Origin of the sequence: Cedecea lapagei (assembly GCF_900635955.1) — a bacterium.
GTDB classification, from domain to species: Bacteria; Pseudomonadota; Gammaproteobacteria; order Enterobacterales; family Enterobacteriaceae; genus Cedecea; species Cedecea lapagei.
The window spans coordinates 2,238,331-2,257,429 of record NZ_LR134201.1 but is presented as its reverse complement, the minus strand read 5'-3'; the positions used below and the strand labels follow the sequence as shown (position 1 = coordinate 2,257,429).

General features: G+C 55.9%; 18 protein-coding genes and 1 pseudogene. 7 read left to right on the top strand and 12 right to left on the bottom strand.

The genetic code is table 11. The features are described from left to right. Window positions 1-62: 62 nt before the first annotated feature. Genes etsC through etsA form a run of 3 tightly spaced genes read right to left on the bottom strand, consistent with a single transcriptional unit; the run spans window position 63 to window position 4,561 of the window. Window positions 63-1,433 (bottom strand): macrolide efflux RND transporter outer membrane subunit EtsC, encoded by a 1,371-nt coding sequence (gene etsC, locus EL098_RS10970; protein WP_126356248.1) that lies wholly within the window; start codon window positions 1,431-1,433, stop codon window positions 63-65. Window positions 1,434-1,436: 3 nt separating this feature from the next. Next, window positions 1,437-3,377, bottom strand: coding sequence for a MacB family efflux pump subunit (locus tag EL098_RS10965; protein WP_126356247.1), 1,941 nt, complete (start codon window positions 3,375-3,377; stop codon window positions 1,437-1,439). After that, window positions 3,374-4,561 (bottom strand): macrolide efflux RND transporter periplasmic adaptor subunit EtsA, encoded by a 1,188-nt coding sequence (gene etsA / locus EL098_RS10960; RefSeq protein ID WP_126358418.1) that lies wholly within the window; start codon window positions 4,559-4,561, stop codon window positions 3,374-3,376. The genes EL098_RS10965 and etsA overlap by 4 nt, the downstream gene beginning before the upstream one ends. A gap of 464 nt (window positions 4,562-5,025) precedes the next feature. On the opposite strand from etsA, the gene ansP reads away from it, so the two are divergent. Continuing rightward, window positions 5,026-6,474 (top strand): L-asparagine permease, encoded by a 1,449-nt coding sequence (gene ansP, locus EL098_RS10955; RefSeq protein WP_126356246.1) that lies wholly within the window; start codon window positions 5,026-5,028, stop codon window positions 6,472-6,474. Window positions 6,475-6,570: 96 nt separating this feature from the next. Here ansP and EL098_RS10950 read toward each other — a convergent pair whose 3' ends face one another. Genes EL098_RS10950 through EL098_RS10940 form a run of 3 tightly spaced genes read right to left on the bottom strand, consistent with a single transcriptional unit; the run spans window position 6,571 to window position 8,385 of the window. Continuing rightward, window positions 6,571-7,230: an anti-sigma factor gene (locus EL098_RS10950; protein WP_126356245.1), complete on the bottom strand. Its 660-nt coding sequence runs from the start codon at window positions 7,228-7,230 to the stop codon at window positions 6,571-6,573. Further along, complete coding sequence (locus tag EL098_RS10945) at window positions 7,227-7,781, bottom strand: RNA polymerase sigma factor (protein WP_126356244.1); 555 nt, start codon at window positions 7,779-7,781, stop codon at window positions 7,227-7,229. Before EL098_RS10945 ends, EL098_RS10950 begins: the two co-directional genes overlap by 4 nt. A 43-nt stretch (window positions 7,782-7,824) precedes the next feature. Further along, window positions 7,825-8,385, bottom strand: a complete 561-nt coding sequence (locus EL098_RS10940; RefSeq protein ID WP_126356243.1) for a fasciclin domain-containing protein — start codon at window positions 8,383-8,385, stop codon at window positions 7,825-7,827. A gap of 227 nt (window positions 8,386-8,612) precedes the next feature. Between EL098_RS10940 and pqqU the strand changes: the two genes are divergently transcribed. Both pqqU and EL098_RS10930 read left to right on the top strand, forming a co-directional pair. After that, entirely contained in the window at window positions 8,613-10,754 is a 2,142-nt protein-coding gene (gene pqqU, locus EL098_RS10935; protein ID WP_126356242.1) for a TonB-dependent receptor PqqU, read from the top strand. A 47-nt stretch (window positions 10,755-10,801) separates the two neighbouring features. Then, window positions 10,802-11,260: a GNAT family N-acetyltransferase gene (locus EL098_RS10930; protein ID WP_126356241.1), complete on the top strand. Its 459-nt coding sequence runs from the start codon at window positions 10,802-10,804 to the stop codon at window positions 11,258-11,260. Between the two features lie 19 nt (window positions 11,261-11,279). Here EL098_RS10930 and EL098_RS10925 read toward each other — a convergent pair whose 3' ends face one another. The 3 genes from EL098_RS10925 to EL098_RS10915 all read right to left on the bottom strand — a co-directional run bounded on the left by EL098_RS10925 (window position 11,280) and on the right by EL098_RS10915 (window position 13,020). After that, window positions 11,280-11,645: a DUF4186 domain-containing protein gene (locus EL098_RS10925; RefSeq protein ID WP_126356240.1), complete on the bottom strand. Its 366-nt coding sequence runs from the start codon at window positions 11,643-11,645 to the stop codon at window positions 11,280-11,282. A gap of 95 nt (window positions 11,646-11,740) precedes the next feature. Continuing rightward, entirely contained in the window at window positions 11,741-12,253 is a 513-nt protein-coding gene (locus EL098_RS10920) for a PadR family transcriptional regulator (protein ID WP_126356239.1), read from the bottom strand. A gap of 11 nt (window positions 12,254-12,264) precedes the next feature. Beyond that, entirely contained in the window at window positions 12,265-13,020 is a 756-nt protein-coding gene (locus EL098_RS10915; protein ID WP_126356238.1) for a siderophore-interacting protein, read from the bottom strand. Window positions 13,021-13,282: 262 nt separating this feature from the next. Here EL098_RS10915 and EL098_RS10910 point away from each other — a divergent pair, with 262 nt between their 5' ends. Then, on the top strand, window positions 13,283-13,504 hold the full coding sequence (locus EL098_RS10910) for a YdcH family protein (protein WP_038472217.1): 222 nt from the start codon (window positions 13,283-13,285) through the stop codon (window positions 13,502-13,504). Between the two features lie 82 nt (window positions 13,505-13,586). Here EL098_RS10910 and yqfB read toward each other — a convergent pair whose 3' ends face one another. Then, complete coding sequence (gene yqfB, locus EL098_RS10905; RefSeq protein WP_126356237.1) at window positions 13,587-13,907, bottom strand: N(4)-acetylcytidine aminohydrolase; 321 nt, start codon at window positions 13,905-13,907, stop codon at window positions 13,587-13,589. A 39-nt stretch (window positions 13,908-13,946) separates the two neighbouring features. Next, window positions 13,947-15,149, bottom strand: a complete 1,203-nt coding sequence (locus tag EL098_RS10900; protein ID WP_126356236.1) for an NAD(P)/FAD-dependent oxidoreductase — start codon at window positions 15,147-15,149, stop codon at window positions 13,947-13,949. Window positions 15,150-15,320: 171 nt separating this feature from the next. On the opposite strand from EL098_RS10900, the gene EL098_RS10895 reads away from it, so the two are divergent. From EL098_RS10895 to EL098_RS10885, 3 genes and pseudogenes are all read left to right on the top strand, one after another. Continuing rightward, a complete protein-coding gene (locus tag EL098_RS10895) occupies window positions 15,321-15,827 on the top strand; it encodes an RrF2 family transcriptional regulator (protein ID WP_126356235.1) in 507 nt (168 codons plus the stop codon). A gap of 266 nt (window positions 15,828-16,093) precedes the next feature. Further along, window positions 16,094-17,053 (top strand): annotated as a pseudogene (locus EL098_RS10890) (PLP-dependent cysteine synthase family protein); the annotation flags it as partial. Window positions 17,054-17,075: 22 nt separating this feature from the next. Continuing rightward, the gene (locus tag EL098_RS10885) at window positions 17,076-18,218 is read left to right on the top strand and encodes a trans-sulfuration enzyme family protein (RefSeq protein ID WP_126356233.1); all 1,143 of its coding nucleotides are present in this window, start codon (window positions 17,076-17,078) and stop codon (window positions 18,216-18,218) included. A gap of 142 nt (window positions 18,219-18,360) precedes the next feature. Here the strand turns inward: EL098_RS10885 and EL098_RS10880 are convergent, their stop codons facing one another. After that, window positions 18,361-19,017: a GntR family transcriptional regulator gene (locus EL098_RS10880; RefSeq protein ID WP_126356232.1), complete on the bottom strand. Its 657-nt coding sequence runs from the start codon at window positions 19,015-19,017 to the stop codon at window positions 18,361-18,363. Window positions 19,018-19,099 lie beyond the last annotated feature (82 nt).

The following is a 19,099-nucleotide window of genomic DNA, read 5'->3' as shown; positions in this document are numbered from 1 at the left end:
TTTAAACGAGCGCCTGAGAAAGAAAAACTGTTTTCTTTTTGTGGAGAATGAGTTAGCAAGAATTAGGGGAAAGTCGACGCCCCGCCAAATTCGAGATAGATTTTTGCCAGATTCTGCAACTGATTAAAGCGGTTTTCATCCAGCTGCAGCTCGGCCTGGCGGCGTTTTTCCTGGGCATCTAGCCAGAACGAAATACGCGCTGCGCCCTGGCGGTAGCGTACTTCATTGAGCCGCTCAGACTTACGCGCAAGCTCAAGTCCCTCGCGGAGTCTTATCTCCTGCGCCAGCAGCTGGTTTCGCAGAGCAAGCTCATCTTCAATGCTGCTCATCGCTTTATAAAGCGACTGTTTAAACTCCAGCACGAGTTGCTCGTAATCGTTACGAGCAATTTTTACCTCCACGCCCCGCTGCCGCCACTCCAGAAACGGCAGCGTCAGGCTCGCGCCTACGGAGCCGACCGGATTATGCAGGAACGTCAGCAGCGAGCTGCTGCTGGTGCCGAGAGCGCCGGTCAGGGTGAAGGCGGGATAGTATTCTGTACGCCGGATATCAACGGTGGCAAGCGCTTCACGCACCCGCCACTCTTTCGCGCTAATGTCGGGTCGATGCATCAGTACGCTCGCAGGGATATTCGCCTTAACCTCAGGCAGGGTACCTTTTGGCAGCGTTGCTGGCTCCGCTACCGGGCTGCCCGGCGCCGCGCCAAGCAATACGGCCTGCTGATTAAGCACCTGCAAACGGTCTCGCTGTAGCCCGGTAAGTCGGTTTTCCTGCGCCAGCAGGTTTTGTTGCGCGTCCACCACGTCCAGCGATGAGGCGCCGCCTGCGCGATAGCGTGCCTCGGCAAGGCGCAGCGTCTCTTTGGCATAGTCGATGCTCTGCTGGAGGACGGTAATCTGCTGGTTAACAAAGCCAATGCGCCAGTAATTATTGCTGGCCTCTGAAAGCAGGGTCAGGCGCGCGGAGCGTAAATCTTCTTCGCTGGCATGACTTGCCCACTCCGCTGCATCTCGCTGGCGGGCGATTTTGCCCCAGAGATCCAGCTCATAGCTGGTGCTGAGGCTGGCAGAGCTCCCTTTCGTCCAGCCAGATGCGTTGTTTAGCTGATTTTTTCCGTCCACCCCCAGCGAACCTTTTAGTCCGGGATCGTTGGCGATCCCGACTCTTTCCGCGTCGAGTCGCGCCCGGTAGACCCGCAGCACCGCGATGGCCACATCATTATTGCTTGCCATCACCTGGCGTAACCAGTTATCGAGAGAGGGATCGTTAAACGCCTTCCAGTCAAATGGGGCAAGCTCCCCGGACGTATCGCTCTTGTTCCAGCTGGCGGGATAGTTCACTGCGGGAGCGTGATAGTCGCTTTTCAGCGTATTTGCGCAGCCTGCGCTAAGCGCGGCGGCAAGGCATAAAGCCACAGGTGATAAAATTTTCATGGGTTACTCGCTGGCCAGGGAAACGACCGGATCCATCCTTGCCGCCTTGCGGGCGGGGAGATACCCGAAGATCATGCCGATTAACGTTGAACAGAAAAACGCGGCGGCGGCGGCCTGCCACGAATAAATAGCCGTTAACATGCCGCCCGCCAGCGCGGTAAAAAGCGCGCCTGCGGCATAGGACAGCGCGATGCCAAGTGCGCCGCCAATCAGGCAAACCAGCACGGCTTCAATCATAAACTGCTGCATGATATCGCTGCGCCGCGCGCCTACCGCCATGCGCACTCCGATTTCATGGGTACGTTCGGTCACGGAGACCAGCATGATGTTCATCACGCCGAGGCTGCCGATCATTAACGAGATGCAGGCGACCATCAGAATTAAAATGCTGAAGGTTATCGAAGTCCGTTCGATAGATTTCCTTATTTGCTCGAAGTTATAGAGCTGAAAATCTTTTACGCCGTGGCGCTGGGTTAACAGCTGGGAGATAGCGCTGACCGCCGCCTCATTGGCAACATTATCCTTCAACCGAACGCTGATGCTTGTCAGCACCGGTTTACCCGTCATGCGGTACATTACCGTGCTGTAGGGCATCCAGACGGTAATGCGGTTTGGCGCATAGCTTCGGTTGTTGCTTTTGGCGATACCCACGACCCGCGCAGGAACAGAACCGAGGAAGACAATTTGCCCCAGCGCCTGCAGCCCCGCATCGTCGAATAGCGCCTTGCGAGCGTTCTCATCGATAATCACTTCCTGCAGGGCGTTGCGATCGTCCCTGAAGGTCGCGCCTTGCAGCAGCTCAATGCCGTTAACGCGGAAATGGTCGCGCCCGACGCCGTTGATAGATGCGGTTGCTGATTTACCCAGAAAACGAATGTTGTCTGAAGCGCTGACTTCCGGGCTTACGCTGTCAACAAAGCCTTGCTTTGCCAGCGCCTCAGCGTCTGCCGGCACCAGGGTACGAATACCTTCGATGCTGTCATCAAAGAAATCTCGCCCCGGATAGACGCTGACCACGTTGGTCCCAAGATCTTTAATATTCTCCAGCGTCTTCTGCTTCGCGCCCTCGCCCAGCGCCACAACGGTAACAACGGCGGCAATACCGAAAATTATCCCGGTCATGGTTAGCGTAGTGCGTAAACGGTGCGCGTTCATTGCTTTTAGCGCCATTTGCAGCGATTCACGCGTACGATCGAGCAGACTTTGCCAGCGGCTTTGCCGGGTACGATTCGGCGGCGGCAATGTTTCCGTCGCGGTTACGCAACTGCCGCTATCAGCGATGATTTCGCCGTCGCGCAGCTCGATAATACGCTGTGCGTGCTGCGCCACCTTCATATCGTGAGTCACCATCACCACCGTATGGCCGCGCTGATTCAGCTCGCTGAGGATGGCCAGGACCTCCTGCCCGGACTGGGAATCCAGCGCCCCGGTCGGCTCATCCGCAAGGATTATCTCCCCGCCGTTAATCAGCGAGCGAGCAATACTGACACGCTGCTGCTGGCCGCCGGAGAGCTCGCCGGGCTTATGGTGTTCACGCCCTTCCAGCCCGAGCCGGCCAAGCAGCGCAGCCGCACGCAGCCGACGCTTGTCGCGCTCGCTGTTGGCATAAATAGCGGGGATCTCTACGTTACCCAGGGCGCTGAGGTCAGGCATCAAATGGTAGCGCTGGAAGATAAAGCCGATATGTTCCCGGCGCACCCTGGCCAGCTCATCCGGCGAAAGCTGGGCGGCGTTTTGCCCGCCGATGTAGTAATCGCCGCTGTCGGGCACGTCAAGGCAGCCCATGATGTTCATCAGGGTCGACTTCCCCGAGCCCGAGGCACCAATGATCGCCACCATTTCCCCGGCGGCGATGGTGAGATTGACGTTTTTCAACACGGTCAGCGCCTGGCCGCCGTTGCCATAGGTCCGGCTAATGCCTTTCAGCTCAATAATGTTGTTCACAGCACAAACCCTTCCCCGGGCGCTTTCTCACCCGGCTGCGACAGCACTACTTTTTCCCCGACGTTTAAGCCCTCGAGGATCTGAATGTCCACGCTGTTGGTAATGCCGGTTTTCACCTCGCGGGTTTCCAGCTTGCCGTTCGCCGCCAGCACCTGTACCTCCTGCTTATTCCCCGCGGCCTTGCGCACGGCCTGGATTGGCACCAGCAGCGTATCTTTGGCCTCTCCGGATAGCAGCGTGACCTGGGCGGTCATCGCAATGCGAAGGTGGTTTTCTGGGTTAGGAACGTCCAGCAGCGCGTTGTAGTAGACGGAGGCATTTGAAGTCCCGGAGCCCGAGGCCGAGCTGCTGCTGGCGAGAGCGTCATCTTTCATCACCGACTCCGGCGCCAGCTCAACGGTACGCAGCGTTGCGTCATAGTGTTTATCCGGCTCGGAAAAAATAGTAAAGCGGGCTTTTTGTCCTGGTGAAATCCGGGTGATGTCAGCCTCGGAGATCTGCGCTTTGATGGTCATCACGTCGAGACGAGCCAGCTTGATGATGGTAGGTGCGCTCTGACTGGAGTTAACGGTCTGCCCCTGCTGCGTGACAACGGCAATCACAATGCCATCCATCGGCGCAACAACTCGCGTATAGCCAAGATCGACCTTTTTCTTATCCACTTCTATCTGCGCCTGGACCAGGCGTGCATTCAGCGATAGCAGTTCCGCACGCGTGGTGGAGAGCGTAGCCTCTGCGGACTCAAAGTCTTCTCGCGAGCTGGCATCTTCACTAAGCATCTGGCGCTGGCGCTTAAATCGCAGTTCGGCCTGCTTAAGGAGCGCTTGCTTGGCCTGCAGATCGGCTTTTACCACATTGAGCGCGGCCTCGGCGTTACGCAGATCGTTACGCTGCGGCACGTCGTCGATGTCGGCGATCGACTGCCCTTTGGTCACGTGGTCCCCCAGCTTCACCTTCAGTGATTTCACCTGACCCGAGACCTGAGCCCCGACGTTAACGCGTTCAATCGCGTCGATGCGGCCGGTGGCCAGAACAGCATTTTCTATATCGCCCTTGCGCACGGGAGCTGTGACATAGTCGGGCACATCAGGACTTCTGAGGAAGTAAAGCAACGCGATGGCAAGCGCCAGCAGCAGCGTCACGGCGAGGGCTATGACGCGGCGAGAGAGGTATTTCGTTAGCATTGTGCAGGTTTTCCATAACGATGAAGCGGCAATCCAGGTTTTCATAGTGAACGCCCCAGTCTCTACTGGAGCTAAACACGGCGCATCTGTTCAGATTTTATCCTGAAAAGGACAAGGGCGACCCGTTTACGTGACTGAGACTCATACTGCATGATTTTGTTCCTGTAGCCCGCCATTTTTCGCTTCTGTACCCGCTATCATCGCGCCAGCAAGGCGTGAAGGCAGCGCCGTTTTTTTGACCATTTTATGTTCATGATGCAGCGCATCTCAGCGTCCTGTTCTGTCAGGAATGTTATCCCCGTCACACCTGGAGAACGCCGCCACTAAAATGACAAGTTTGTAATTTTGCTTCTCATTCCATTTTCTGCCAGGATTCCTCGCCCTCTTTTTCACGGCCCCCGCAGCCAGAATTAACGGGCGGAAAAGGACGGCGCTTTTTAACTCAAAGGCAGACAGGAATATCAATGAAAACAAAGACTGAAGCGGAACACCGCGCCGCCAGACGGCGCTGGTTGAATTCTCAGGATTCGGGGTATCGCCAGGCAATGGGCAACCGACATGTGCAGATGATTGCCATCGGCGGAGCCATCGGCACCGGCCTGTTCCTCGGCGCCGGAGCTCGCCTGCAGGCCGCTGGCCCGGCGCTGGCATTAATCTATCTGGTTTGCGGTATTTTCTCTTTCTTTATCCTTCGCGCTTTGGGCGAGCTGGTTATCCATCGCCCCTCAAGCGGCAGTTTCGTTTCCTACACCCGTGAGTTCCTCGGAGAGAAGGCCGCCTACGTTTGCGGCTGGATGTACTTCGTCAACTGGGCCATGACCGGTATCGTTGATATCACCGCCGTTGCGCTCTACATGCACTATTGGGGCGCGTTTGGTGACGTTCCGCAGTGGGTCTTCGCCCTCGGCGCGCTGGCCGTCGTCGCGGCGATGAATATGGTTGGCGTGAAGTGGTTCGCCGAGATGGAGTTCTGGTTTGCGCTGATTAAGGTGCTGGCGATCGTCGCCTTCCTGGTTGTCGGGACCATTTTCCTCGGCACCGGGAAACCCATCGACGGGCACACCACTGGTTTCCATCTGATAACCGATAACGGCGGTTTCTTCCCGCATGGCCTGCTGCCTGCCCTGGTGCTGGTTCAGGGCGTGGTCTTCGCCTTCGCTTCTATCGAACTGGTAGGCACCGCGGCCGGGGAGTGTAAAGATCCTAAAACCATGGTGCCGAAGGCGATTAACAGCGTTATATGGCGTATCGGCCTGTTCTATGTTGGCTCAGTCGTGCTGTTAGTGCTGCTGCTGCCGTGGAACGCCTATCAGGCGGGGCAAAGCCCGTTTGTTACCTTCTTCTCGAAGCTTGGCGTGCCTTACATCGGCGACGTAATGAACATCGTTGTGCTGACCGCGGCGCTCTCCAGCCTCAACTCCGGTCTGTACTCTACAGGACGTATTTTGCGTTCAATGTCGATGGGCGGGTCTGCGCCGCAGTTCATGTCCAGGATGAGCAAGAATCAGGTGCCGTATGCCGGTATTCTGGTTACGAGCGGCGTGTATGTGCTTGGCGTATTCCTCAACTATCTGGTGCCTTCTCAGGTGTTTGAGATTGTGCTGAATATGGCGTCGCTGGGCATCATCAGCTCCTGGGCGTTTATCGTGCTGTGCCAGATGCGTCTGCGCAAGGCTATCAAAGAAGGGAAAGCGGACGACGTGAGCTTCAAGCTGCCGGGTGCGCCGTTTACCTCCTGGCTGACGCTGCTGTTCCTGCTTGGTGTGCTGGTGCTGATGGCGCTGGACTACCCGAACGGGACGTTCACGATTGCCTCTATTCCGGTGCTGGCGATTCTGCTGACGCTGGGCTGGTTTGGCGCGCGCAAACGCGTGCATGAAGTGGCCCAACAGGTTCACGATCACCACGAGTAGTGCCCCTCACCCTGACCCTCTCCCCACCGGGAGAGGGGATCAAAACCTTCTCACTTACGCTTACTGTTCTTCAACTCTTTAGAGGGAATCCTCCCCCTACAGCACCCCGCTATACACCACCGGCCCGGTCGGCTGTCCGGTTGGCGAGCCGCCCTGCGGCTCAAGGCTGATGGCGATTGTTACTCCTCGTGACAGCGTCACTTTTTCGTTACTTACCTGCGTTACCGCTTTGCTGTCTAACAGACCGAGAGATACTGGTTTCGCGCCGACCGGGATAGCCCAAAGCTGCAGGCTATTGCTGCCGGAGACGGAAGCCAGCTGCAGCGGCGTCAGACGCAGAGTTTTCCGGTCGCTATCGGCGCTGACCAGCCACTGTCCCTGCTGGCTTCCGCCGTTAAGCACCATAAGCGGAATCAGTTCCGGCGCTTTGGTGCTGAAGTGCGGCACCAGCACAACGGCGGCAAGCCCGGCGGCGAGCGCCCAGCCGAGGTAGTTCCAGCGCCAGCGGGAAGGCACTGCGGCGCGACGCTCAGGCGGCAGGCTAAGCTGAATTTTCTTCCAGACGGTTTCCGGCGGTTGCTGCGGTTGGATCTGACTGTCCAGCCCGCCGAGCAGGGTTTGCCAGCGGCCGACCATCGCGGCAAGCTCCGGCTCAGCCTGGAGCCGCTTTTCAAAACGTAAACGCGCACCGCCGCGCAGCGTACCCAGCGCGTATTCTGAGGCCAGTGCGTTATCACGTTGTTGGCTGCTGTTCATAGTCCGACGCAATCCTTAAGGTGATCCAGCGCCCTGCGGATCCAACTTTTTACCGTGCCGAGCGGCTGCTGCAGCCAGTCGGCGATATCCCCGTGGGACATGCCCTGATAGTAGGCCAGCACCACGCTTTGACGCTGTTCGCTGCTAAGTCCGTCAAGACAACCCCGCAGGCGCTTTGCCTGCTGTTCGTCACACCAGCCGTTATCCTCTTCGCTTTCCATATCGACGGTGTTGTCGCTGAACTCATCTTCCTGATTTGCGGCGCGGGATTGCCCGCTGCGCAGCCAGTCAATGCAGCGATTGCGTACAATATGGGTCAGCCAGGTCACGGGAGCGCTTAATGCCGGATCGTAGCCTGAGGCCCGGTTCCACACCGTAAGAAATGCATCATGCAGGATCTCCTCCGCCCAGGCCCGGCGCTGAACGGTGCGCAGCGCGACGGCAAACAGATGAGGCGAAGTCAGACGATAGAGTTGTTCAAATGCGCGGCGGTCGCCTTCAGCAACCGCCTGCATCAATTTTATCTGCTGTTCTACCAGAGCTTTATCCATAATATTCTCGACCAGCCAACGGGCCTGAATCGAGTATAGACACTCACTTCGGCATCAGTACGGTGTCGATAACGTCAATAACGCCATTTTTCTGGTTGACGTCATAGGTACTGATATTGGCGATATTGCCCTTACCATCTTTAAGCTGGATATTGTGTGGCCCGTTGGCCATGATCCACAGCGGCTGGCCGTTTACGGTTTTTAGCTCCGCCCGACCGCCACCCTGCTGGATTTTTTTCTCCAGCGCCTTCATGTCATATTTCCCCGCCACGACGTGATAAGTCAGAATGCTGGTCAGCGTGGCTTTATTTTCCGGCTTGACCAGATTGCCTACCGTCCCTTCCGGCAGTTTTGCGAAAGCCGCATCGGTCGGCGCAAAGACGGTGAAGGGTCCTTTGCTTTGCAGCGTATCCACTAAGCCGGCCGCCTTAACCGCCGCCACCAGAGTGGTGTGGTCTTTTGAATTCACCGCGTTCTCAACGATATTTTTCGAGGGAAACATCGCCGCCCCTCCTACCATCACGGTGTCGTTATTCATCGCAGCAATGCTCAGCGTACTGAAAAAGGCAGATGCGCACACGGCAGAAGCAAAATACTTGTTCATGTTGAATTCCTCAGTGATAAGGAGCAAGAGAGTTGCCCACATCCTGATATACGTTTGAGGATGCGCCGCTGGATGCAGTAAAAATAAAAAATATTTCGCCGTTTCTTTCATCGCTCGCAACCCATTGTTAACGTTACGTGCGTTAATGATTTTCAAAAATTAAACACAGGAACTAACATAGAAACTTCACGATCCTGACAATTGGCACATGCCGTAAACACCCCCTGATGAAAACAACTCCGAAAAACAAACTCCGCGGCGGTAAAACCGCCCTTCTCCTGATCCCGGCTTTGACGCCCTGCTTTGCGCAGGCTGCCGCTACACAGCAAACTGACGAAACCACCCTGCTGATCACCGCGAAACCGACAACCGTCTCTGAACTGGATACGCCGGCGGCGGTTAGCGTGGTTTACGGCGATGACCTGCGCCAGGCCGCGCCCCGGATAAACCTTTCGGAAAATCTCGGCAGCGTGCCTGGCTTACAAATTCAGAACCGCCAGAACTACGCCCAGGACTTGCAGCTTTCGGTGCGTGGCTTTGGTTCGCGCTCAATGTATGGCGTGCGCGGCGTGCGCATGTATGTTGACGGCATTCCGGCTACGATGCCGGATGGTCAGGGGCAAACCTCAAATATCGATTTGAACAGCGTGGACAGCGTAGAGTTACTTCGTGGGCCGTTTTCCGCGCTCTATGGCAATTCGTCCGGCGGCGTGGTTTACGTAAAAACAGAGACCGGCCGCCAGCCACCAACGCTGGAAGCCAGCAGCTATTACGGCAGCTTTGGCAGCTGGCGTAACAGCGTAAAAGCCACCGGTTCAACCGGCGACGGTACCCATGCCGGTGACGTAGACTATGCTGTTTCCGCCTCTCGCTTCACCACTCAGGGCTATCGCGACCACAGCAGCTCGCAAAAAAACCTCGGCAACGCGAAGCTGGGCGTGCGGCTGAATGACGTCAGCAAGCTGACATTGCTGTTCAACAGCGTAGACATTGACGCCAACGATCCGGGCGGCCTTACCGAGCAGGAATGGCGAGATAATCCAAAACAGGCGCCTCGCGCAGATCAGTACAATACGCGAAAAACAACGAAGCAAACCCAGGGCGGCCTGCGCTATGAACGTCAGCTCAGCGAACACGATGATCTGAGCGTAATGATGTACGCGGGCGTGCGTGAGACGACGCAGTACCAGTCTATTCCGGCAGTCGTACAGAAAAACCCAACCCATCCTGGCGGCGTGATTCAGCTGGCGAGACATTATCAGGGTATTGATACACGCTGGACCCACAACGGCGGGCTCGGCAGCGTGCCTGTCAGCTTCACCACCGGGCTCGACTACGAGACGATGACCGAGAAGCGCAAAGGCTATGAGAACTTTGTGACGGTCAATGGCGCAACGGTGCTGGGTGAGCAAGGCAACCTGCGCCGCAACGAACGCAATCTGATGTGGAACCTCGACCCGTACCTGCAAACCACGTGGCAGTTGACCGATAAACTCAGCCTGGATGCGGGCGTGCGCTACAGCTCGGTCTACTTTGATTCAAACGACTATTACATCGTGGGGAAAAACGGCGACGACAGCGGCAACGCCAGCTATCACAAATGGTTGCCTGCCGCCTCGTTAAAATATGCCGTTAATGACGGCTGGAATGTTTACACTTCCGCAGGCCGTGGGTTTGAAACGCCAACCATCAACGAGCTTTCTTACCGCGACAACGGCGCGTCCGGGCTGAACTTTGCTCTGCAGCCCTCTACCAGCACCACGGTTGAGGTTGGCAGTAAAAACCGCATCGGCAACGGCCTGTTTACCGCCGCCCTGTTCCAGACCGACACCGATAACGAGATCGTGGTCGATCAAAGCAGCGGTGGGCGCACGACCTATAAAAATGCCGGTGAAACTCGCCGCCGTGGACTTGAGCTTTCTCTCGATCAGCAGTTCGCCGCAGACTGGCGGTTGAAAATGGCCTGGACGTACCTCGATGCCACCTACCGCACCAACGTTTGCGGGATAAACGACTGCAACGGCAACCGAATGCCGGGTATCGCCCGCAATATGGGCTATGCCTCCCTGGGCTATGTCCCTGAAGAGGGCTGGTACGCGGGCGCAGACGTTCGCTATATGAGCGATATCCAGGCGAACGACCAGAACAGCGCCAAAGCCCCGACTTACACCACTGTGGGAATGAATACCGGCTACAAACTCCACGTGCAGCAAAACTGGCTGCTGGACGTCTGGGGACGGGTTGATAATCTGCTCGACCGCGATTACGTAGGCTCGGTGATTGTTAACGAAGGCAATGGCCGCTATTTCGAGCCCGCGCCAGGCCGTAACTACGGCGTTGGCGTTAACGTCAGCTATAGCTTCCAGTAAGCGTTTTCCCTCCGGCTAAGCCGGGGGGACATTTAAAAAGGAATTTTATGTCACCTATCCTGACCCTCCGTGATGCCACACGGGACGATATCGAGACGCTTTTCTCCATCCGTACCAGCGTCAATGAGAACCATCTTTCGCGCGAAGAAATGGCGGAAATGGGCATCACACCGCAGACTATTGCGGATATTATTGCCGAATCCCCATGCATCTGGCTGGCAGACGTTGATGGTCAGCCCGCTGGTTTTGCCATGGTGACTGCCGAAGAGGCCTGCCTGTTTGCGATGTTCGTCCTGCCGCAGTTTGAAGGTCTGGGCGTTGGTAAGCTGCTGCTGAAAAAAGCCGAGGCGTTTCTGTTTGCCCAACAGCCCACCATCTGGCTGGAAACGGCAGCAGGCAGCCGTGCTGCAAACTTTTATCAACGCCACGGCTGGCAGCCGGTGGGTGAGCAAGACGGCGAAGATATTCGCTTCGAAAAATCACGCCCCGCTGCTGTGAAACAGTAGTGCCCTTACGGCATTGAGCTTAAGGTTTTTGCCCCGTCATTTGTGCCGTTAGCCAGCGATATAAAATGCCCACCACATAGCGCTGCTCTTCATCGGTCAGCGCTCTTCCCGCCGGTATCGCGTGCCATTTAACCAGGCAGCCTCTGCAGCAGGTCGCCGTGGCATGTTGGGCAATAAAAACCGGGTGGCCGCGCATGGGCGTTTGTTTGCCGTCGTTTTTCGGCTCGGCAGGTGCCAGGCGGAGGGCGATAAACTCTTCGGCGTGGCGGGTGACGGTTTCCGGGCCTTTATCGATACAGTACTGGCGTTCTTTTGGGCCGAGCTGGAAACGCTGGCGAAACGGGGAGCGTATAAGGCGCTGAAAAACGCTATCGGGATTGTTCACTGCGGCACATCTTTTCCGACTTTGAAAACGGTATGGTACGCTGTGAAGGCTAAATAGCAAGCCGGGGCGCTGAAAGCTCAACGCCCTGGCTGACACTAACTACGCTCGATGTCTTTGGCCGCCTGATCCAGCGTGTCGATGATTTTGTACAGCGTCTCTTTCGAAAGCTCAGTGCTGCCCAGTTTAGCGTGCAGCGCCGTTTTGAAGTTATGAATCGCCCGCTGTACCTCGGGTAAACGGCGGTTGCCGCCGAGAACGCCGAGGGTGGCCAGCCTGGTGGTCACCGCTTCCAGTTCGGACTGCTGCTGTTCAAGCGAGGTTTTTCCTTCTGCCGTCAGCGTGAAGGATTTTTTCCCGCTCTGCCCTTCGCCCACCGTGATTAAGCCCATTTCCTCCATCAGCGTCAGGTTAGGATAAATAATGCCGGGGCTCGGCACATATTCCCCTTTCGCCAGGCTTTCAATGGACTTTATAAGCTCGTAGCCGTGCGCCGGGCCGCCAGCCAAAAGATGCAGAATCAGCAGGCGGATGTCGTTGGCGTCAAACAGGCGTTCACGGCGATGGCGGGCACGCCCTTCCGGATGGTTTTGTTCATGATGAATACGCATGGTCGGTCGCCTTATTTATCATGCCAGTAGGCGACGGCGCGAACCAGGTCAGCATCAAGCCCGCGTTGTTCCAGCAAATAATCCCCCAGCGCTTTTGCCTGCTTTCCTTCACCCACAATCCAGATGTAGTAGTCCTCTGCCGGGATCTCGACCTGCTTCAGGTATGCGGCGATCTCTTCATAGCTCAGCGCCCGGACATTTGCTGCAGGCAAATAGCTGAGGCAGTCAGTATTGCGGCAGTTCACCAGCACCTGGACCTGAACATCCGCGCTCAGGGACTGCAGGCGACGACCAACGGCAGGAAGCCCACTTTCATCGGTGATGTAGAGCTGCCAGCGATAATCCGTTGGGGTGACCAGAGAACCACGGGGGCCGCCGATGAACAACTTGTCGTTCGGCTGTGCGTTCTTCGCCCAGCCGCTGGCGACGCCACCATCGTGCAGGTAGAAATCCAGGGTTAGTTCACCGCGTTCGGCGTCAAAATCCAGCGGCGTGTAGTCGCGCGACTGCGGGCGAACCCCTTCGCCCCAGACAATCCCTTCGCTGGTGATTTGTGGCGGGGTAAATACTCCGTTTTCCGCCGGGAAGAAGACTTTAATATGGTCGTCAAACCCCTGGGAGGAAAAGTCTGCCAGCTGCGGGCTGGTGAATACCACGCGGTAGAACGTATTGGCGATAAACGTTTTAGTTTTTACCGTTAGTTGACGAAATTTCAGTTCGTTACGAACCCGAACCGGCACTTTTTTAGCCTTTTTTTGCGTTGTCATAGCGTACCCTTTGAGCATGTAAGATATATCACAGACATATCTTAGTGTACGTGATGAGGTGTGTCTTTATCATTTAGCGCCGTTATCCTTCCCCCGATGTAAATGGGAATGACATCTATTACAGTTCGGTGCTGGCGGCATCGCAAATTAACAAAACGATGCATTTTTGTCCTTTCCCTTATCACAAATCAGGTTCTACACTGAAGTTGACATCAGCTTGATGTTCATCCACTCACCTACCATCTGACCAGGGAGGCCTGACATGTTTCCTGAGTACCGTGATTTGATTTCCCACCTGAAGTCCGAAAACCCCCGCTTTCTCAGCCTGTGCAACAAACACAACCGTCTCGACAGCGAGATTATGCGCAAGGAGGGGCCGCAAGGGACGGGATATAACGATGAAGTCGTGCAGATGAAGAAAGAAAAACTGAGGGTAAAACAAGAGCTTTACCAGATGTTGAAGCAGGCAAGCCAGCCGGCCTAGCCCTTGGGGCTAACATCTAAGGAAGAAAGACGCTTCCTTGTCATGAAGACAGACACCCGAAGCTACGTTTCGGGTGTTTTCGCTAGCCAGGCTGGTTGACCAGACGGAATGATATTTCGTACAGCGCATTCAAGCCCGGATAGATTTCACCAATCACCTGTTTGAGCTCTGCCAGCGTCATGTTCTCCTGGCGGGCGTGCTCATCGTCCAGATCGTCAAGCAGCACCGGCGTTACGCTGATGACGTCGATAGTGCAGAAATACACGTCGTCTTCATAGCGGCCCACGCGTAAACGCTGGCCGGGCTGAAAATGTGATTCGCTGCTGTCCCGCAGGGTGATGGTTTTGAGCCCGGCAACAATGTCGTGTTCAAAACGGCGGAAAAAGGTGATGTCGTTAGCCATGCTGCCTCCTGGTAAACATTTGGCAGCATGATAAGTCGCTTAGACGAACGGCGCTAACGGATCCGCCGTTTCAAAGGCAATTTTTCTGTCTGCCACCGGCGGGTAAATCAGCTCCTGGGTAATCGACAACTTAATTTTCTTCGCCTCTTCACGCACCTTCGTCACCTTCTGCTCCCAGCCCTCGGTAAACACCGCGCCCCAGTTGCCGAGATCGAGGCAGGTGACGTAGTTAACCTGTCGATATGGCAGAGGCGCCACGTCCAGGAGGCTTGCCGCAACGTTATAGCCAACAAAACGGCCGAGCATGATTGCATGCTGGCAGGTCATCAGCGCCAGATTCCCCAAATCATCCGTCTCGGCACGCGCGACGTCGCCGGTAGCAAAAATGGCTGGCTGCCCTTCCACCCGCAAAAATGCATCCACGTGCAGGCGACCCTGTTTATCACGCGGAGCGCTAATCTGCTCCGTTAACGGACTTGCCTGTACGCCTGCTGTCAGAATGACGGTACTGGATGCAATGCGTTCACCGTCGGCCAGAACAATGCCACCGGCATCAACTTCATGGACTTCGGCATTCAGACGCCACTCTACATCAAGTTCTTCGCTGGCCGTGGCTATCACATCCCGCAGCTCGCTGCTGTAACGCCCACCGATTTTATCGCCCCGCTCAACCACAATAACGCGAGTCGCTGCCTTATCGCCGAGAACGGCACGAAGCCTGCCTGGCAGTTCAGTGGCCATCTCAATGCCGGTAAACCCACCGCCACAGACGACTACGGTATTACGGGCCTCGCTCTCAGGCTGTTGCGCTAATGCAGCGATATGCTGCTCAAGACGCAGCGCGCTCTCGAGCTGGTCGAGGTCGAAAGCATGTTTCGCCGCACCTTTAATCAGATCGCGTTTCAGGTTGCTGCCCGTCGCCAGGACCAGACGGTCGTACTGGCGAGGCGTGCTGCTGCCCTGCTCGTCCCGGTACCAGACGCACTGATTTACGCTGTCGATGCGCTGGGCTTCACCCTTTACAAAGGTCACGCCGGTGACGTCAAACAGCGGCTGAAGCGGAGCGACCAGCGAAGCTACCTCGGTTTCGTAGAAACGTGGGCGAACGCGCAGCTCCGGCTGAGGGGCCAGCACGGTAATTTCAATATCTTCGCGGTCGTGCATTGCCGCCAGTCTTGCCGCGCTCAGGGCCGCCCACATACCGGCGAAGCCGGCGCCAAGGATCAGGATCTTCTGTTGCATGGTTCTACTCCGCTAAAGGCCCTCAGTGGCCAACGACTGCGACTATACTTATCGGAGTTAACTACGACAAGATCTTTCGTAGTTTATTTTCAGCGCCTGGTTTCAGGGTTATGGATTGCATAGCGTGGTCAAAATCCCTACATTACCTGGATTAAACGGGTCGGAGGCAGCATGGCGTTTTACAGTTCAGGCGTGGAGTACGGGATTCACAGCCTGATATGCATGGTGGATGGTAAAGGCGAAGGCCGCGAAATGAACGTGCGTGAAATCGCCGAGCTACAGGGCGTGCCGTACGACTATCTCGGTAAAATTTTCACCAGGCTCTCCAGAGCGGGACTCGTCATCAGCAGCGAAGGCAAAGGCGGCGGCTTTACCCTTTCCCGCCCGCCTGACCAGATCAGCGTGCTGGACATTGTGGAAGCCATCGACGGTGAGAAAAGCATTTTCGACTGCAAAGAAATACGCCAGCGGCTGGCGGTTTTTGATGAAAAACCGCCAGAATGGGCCTGCGAAGGACTCTGCGGCGTACGGGCCGTGATGAACATCGCCCAGCAGCGCATGGAAGAGGCGCTGGCCCAGCATACCGTGCTGGATCTGGCTCGCCGTATGTACCGAAAGGCTCCGGACGAGTTTGCTATTGAGGTGCAGGACTGGATCCGCGACCGCCGCAGTAGCTAGCCTCGCGCTTAGTACAATTTTGCAGATTTAAAGTCAGCCAGCGCATAAGTCGCTGGCTTTTTTGTTTAAAAAATCGCCATAAATCGCTAAACATTGCCGTATTTAGCCATCCCCCATTCCGGACATCCGAACGGCTTTCCTTCCCTACCGCCAAAACAGCACATTATATTACTTTCAGATCTAAACGACGGGTTTATGTTCTTTATAAGCGGTAATTCACCGCCCTATCATCCACACATGAACACTTTTCATGTTGTGAGATAACGATGATCGCTGATTCCGTACTGGACCTGATAGGCCACACTCCGCTGTTGCGGCTCAATCACCTCGATACCGGCAGCTGTGAGCTTCTGCTTAAGCTGGAAAACCAAAATCCTGGTGGCTCGATTAAAGATCGCGTTGCCCTGTCGATGATTGAACACGCCGAACGCAGCGGCAAGCTGCTGCCCGGCGGCACGATTATTGAAGCAACGGCGGGCAATACCGGGCTTGGGCTGGCGCTGATTGCCACGCAAAAAGGCTACCCACTGATACTGGTGGTGCCGGACAAAATGAGCCAGGAGAAAATCTTCCACCTGCGAGCGCTGGGTGTGGACGTGCGCCTGACCCGTTCCGACGTGACCAAAGGCCATCCTGAATATTACCAGGATTATGCCCTGCGGCTGGCGGCGGATATTCCCGGCAGCTTTTACATCGACCAGTTTTCAAACCTGGCTAACCCGCTTGCGCATACCACCGGCACTGCGGTTGAGCTTTGGGAGCAGACCGAGGGGCACATCGACGCCATCGTTGTCGGCGTTGGCTCCGGCGGTACGCTGGGGGGCCTGCAGCAATTTTTCCACCAGCATTCGCCGCAAACCGAATTTGTCCTCGCCGATCCTTGCGGATCTATTCTTGCAGACGTGGTTGAGCACGGCCAATACGGTGAAGTGGGGAGCTGGCTGGTGGAAGGCATTGGCGAAGACTTTGTGCCAGCGCTCGCCGACTTCGAACGCGTACAGCATGCCTACCGCATCAGTGACCGGGAGGCGTTTGCTACCGCCCGCGCGCTGTTAACCCACGAAGGGATACTTGCAGGTTCTTCAACGGGGACTCTGCTGGCCGCCGCGCTGCGTTACTGCCAGGCGCAGCGCACGCCAAAGCGCGTGGTCACTTTCGCCTGCGACAGCGGCAATAAATACTTATCAAAAATGTTTAACGATCGCTGGCTCAGTCAGCAAAACCTGGCGTAACTATTAAGGAGAATTCATGAATAAGTTTGCCACGCAAAGCGTACACAGCGGCACTTTTGATGACGCGCACGGCGCGGTAATGCCGCCAATTTATGCGACTTCCACTTTTGCCCAGCCGGCACCGGGCCAGCACACCGGCTTTGAATACTCACGTAGCGGGAACCCAACGCGCCAGGCGCTGGAAACGGCCATCGCCGAACTCGAAGGTGGCCAGCGCGGTTACGCATTTGCGTCCGGACTGGCGGCTATCTCCACCATCCTCGAGCTGCTCGATAGCGGCAGCCATATTATCGCCGTTGACGACGTATATGGCGGCACGTGGCGGCTGATTGAAAACGTCCGCAAACGCAGCGCCGCCCTGCAGGTTAGCTGGGTGAAGCCTGACGATCTGGCCGGACTTGAGGCCGCGATTCGCCCAGAGACGCGAATGATTTGGGTTGAGACGCCAACAAACCCGCTGCTTAAACTCGCTGACCTTGCTGCCATTGCCGATATCGCTCAACGTCATCGCCTGATAAGCGTGGCCGACAACACCTTCGCCTCTCCCGCGCTCCAGCGTCCTCTGGAATCCGGCTTTGACATCGTGGTGCATTCGGCGACGAAATACCTGAACGGTCATTCCGATGTTGTAGCCGGGTTGGCGGTGGTCGGTGCCAGCGCAGAGCTGGCGCAGCAGCTTGGCTATTTGCAAAATGCGGTCGGCGGCGTGCTTGATCCGTTCAGCAGCTTCCTTACGCTGCGCGGGATCCGTACCCTGGCGCTGCGTATGGAGCGCCACAGCAGCAACGCCCTCCGGCTGGCTCAGTGGTTGCAGGAGCATCCTGAAGTGGAGAAAGTCTATTTTCCATGGCTGGAGACTCATCCGCAGTACTCCCTCGCCCGTCAGCAAATGTCGCAGCCTGGCGGCATGATCTCGATTGTGGTTCGCGGCGATGAGAAACGAGCTGAGGAAGTGATTCGTAAGCTGAAGCTGTTTACCCTCGCGGAAAGCCTGGGCGGCGTAGAAAGCCTGGTCAGTCAGCCATACAGCATGACCCACGCCTCAATTCCCCTTGAGCAGCGGCTAAGTAACGGCATTGTGCCGCAGCTGATTCGCCTGTCGGTGGGTATTGAGGATGTAGGTGATTTGCAGGCAGATCTTGCGCAGGCGCTAAGTTAACGAGGATTCCGTGGAATCATGGCAATAAATATTGCCATAAATATAAATAATGGCCTTTTTGTTTGCTAAACCTGAACATCTCCAGGGCAGCATGAAAGGCCATTTATTTATTGTGAGTAAATAGATTGAAGCTGTCCGTTATTTAGCCAAAGTACTGGCGGCGCAAAATATCCGCACCGTCATCAATCGCTTTATGAATTGCTTTCACGCTGCGTTTCTCGTCCTTTTCGGCCAATGCCTCCAGAAGATCGTCGTAATTGTGATGTCTTTGACTCATTTCTTCCGACTGCGGGTAGAGATAATTAAAGCACGGGCCGATGCGCACCCAAAGCTGCTCAATTAACACGGTGAGCGTTGGCATCTCTGCGTACTCGAACAGCTGGAAACGAAACTCCCGGTTGGCCTGAAGCGCCGCCTCAACGCTGACATGTTTTGCTTCAAGAAACGCATCACAAAGTTGCTTCAGGCGGGCGAGCTTGGTTTTGTCCATATAGCGCGCGGCCTGCTCTACAGCCATACCTTCCAGATTTTTACGAATGGTCGTAATTTCATGGTAACGCCCCAGAGAAATTTCCGGCACCAAAAAAGCCTGCGCTGGCGTAGCATCAAGCGCCCCGGAAGAGACCAGGCGCAAAAGCGCCTCACGCACCGGCGTAATGCTGGTACCAAGCTGTTCAGCAATCTCTTTGGTCACTAATCTTGCGCCGGGTTTTAAGGTTCCGACAATCAACGCACTCTTTAACCGTGCCTCAACTTGCATGGTTAAACTCATTCTTTGCGCTTTTTCTAAGTCAAGCATGTTTATTTCCTATAGCAAAATAACTACTTTGTATTTGCAGTTTAATAACTGGCTTGTCATCAATGGAGTATATAGGATATAT

Bases quoted from the DNA above. Each gene is read 5' to 3' on its own strand.
- EL098_RS10885 (WP_126356233.1), top strand. From the start codon at position 17,076: ATGAATAAGTTTGCCACGCAAAGCGTACACAGCGGCACTTTTGATGAC.
- EL098_RS10910 (WP_038472217.1), top strand. From the start codon at position 13,283: ATGTTTCCTGAGTACCGTGATTTGATTTCCCACCTGAAGTCCGAAAAC.
- ansP (WP_126356246.1), top strand. From the start codon at position 5,026: ATGAAAACAAAGACTGAAGCGGAACACCGCGCCGCCAGACGGCGCTGG.
- EL098_RS10900 (WP_126356236.1), bottom strand. From the start codon at position 15,149: ATGCAACAGAAGATCCTGATCCTTGGCGCCGGCTTCGCCGGTATGTGG.
- yqfB (WP_126356237.1), bottom strand. From the start codon at position 13,907: ATGGCTAACGACATCACCTTTTTCCGCCGTTTTGAACACGACATTGTT.
- etsA (WP_126358418.1), bottom strand. From the start codon at position 4,561: ATGCTAACGAAATACCTCTCTCGCCGCGTCATAGCCCTCGCCGTGACG.
- EL098_RS10880 (WP_126356232.1), bottom strand. From the start codon at position 19,017: ATGCTTGACTTAGAAAAAGCGCAAAGAATGAGTTTAACCATGCAAGTT.
- EL098_RS10950 (WP_126356245.1), bottom strand. From the start codon at position 7,230: ATGAACAGCAGCCAACAACGTGATAACGCACTGGCCTCAGAATACGCG.
- EL098_RS10945 (WP_126356244.1), bottom strand. From the start codon at position 7,781: ATGGATAAAGCTCTGGTAGAACAGCAGATAAAATTGATGCAGGCGGTT.
- EL098_RS10920 (WP_126356239.1), bottom strand. From the start codon at position 12,253: ATGCGTATTCATCATGAACAAAACCATCCGGAAGGGCGTGCCCGCCAT.
- EL098_RS10895 (WP_126356235.1), top strand. From the start codon at position 15,321: ATGGCGTTTTACAGTTCAGGCGTGGAGTACGGGATTCACAGCCTGATA.
- pqqU (WP_126356242.1), top strand. From the start codon at position 8,613: ATGAAAACAACTCCGAAAAACAAACTCCGCGGCGGTAAAACCGCCCTT.
- etsC (WP_126356248.1), bottom strand. From the start codon at position 1,433: ATGAAAATTTTATCACCTGTGGCTTTATGCCTTGCCGCCGCGCTTAGC.
- EL098_RS10940 (WP_126356243.1), bottom strand. From the start codon at position 8,385: ATGAACAAGTATTTTGCTTCTGCCGTGTGCGCATCTGCCTTTTTCAGT.
- EL098_RS10915 (WP_126356238.1), bottom strand. From the start codon at position 13,020: ATGACAACGCAAAAAAAGGCTAAAAAAGTGCCGGTTCGGGTTCGTAAC.
- EL098_RS10930 (WP_126356241.1), top strand. From the start codon at position 10,802: ATGTCACCTATCCTGACCCTCCGTGATGCCACACGGGACGATATCGAG.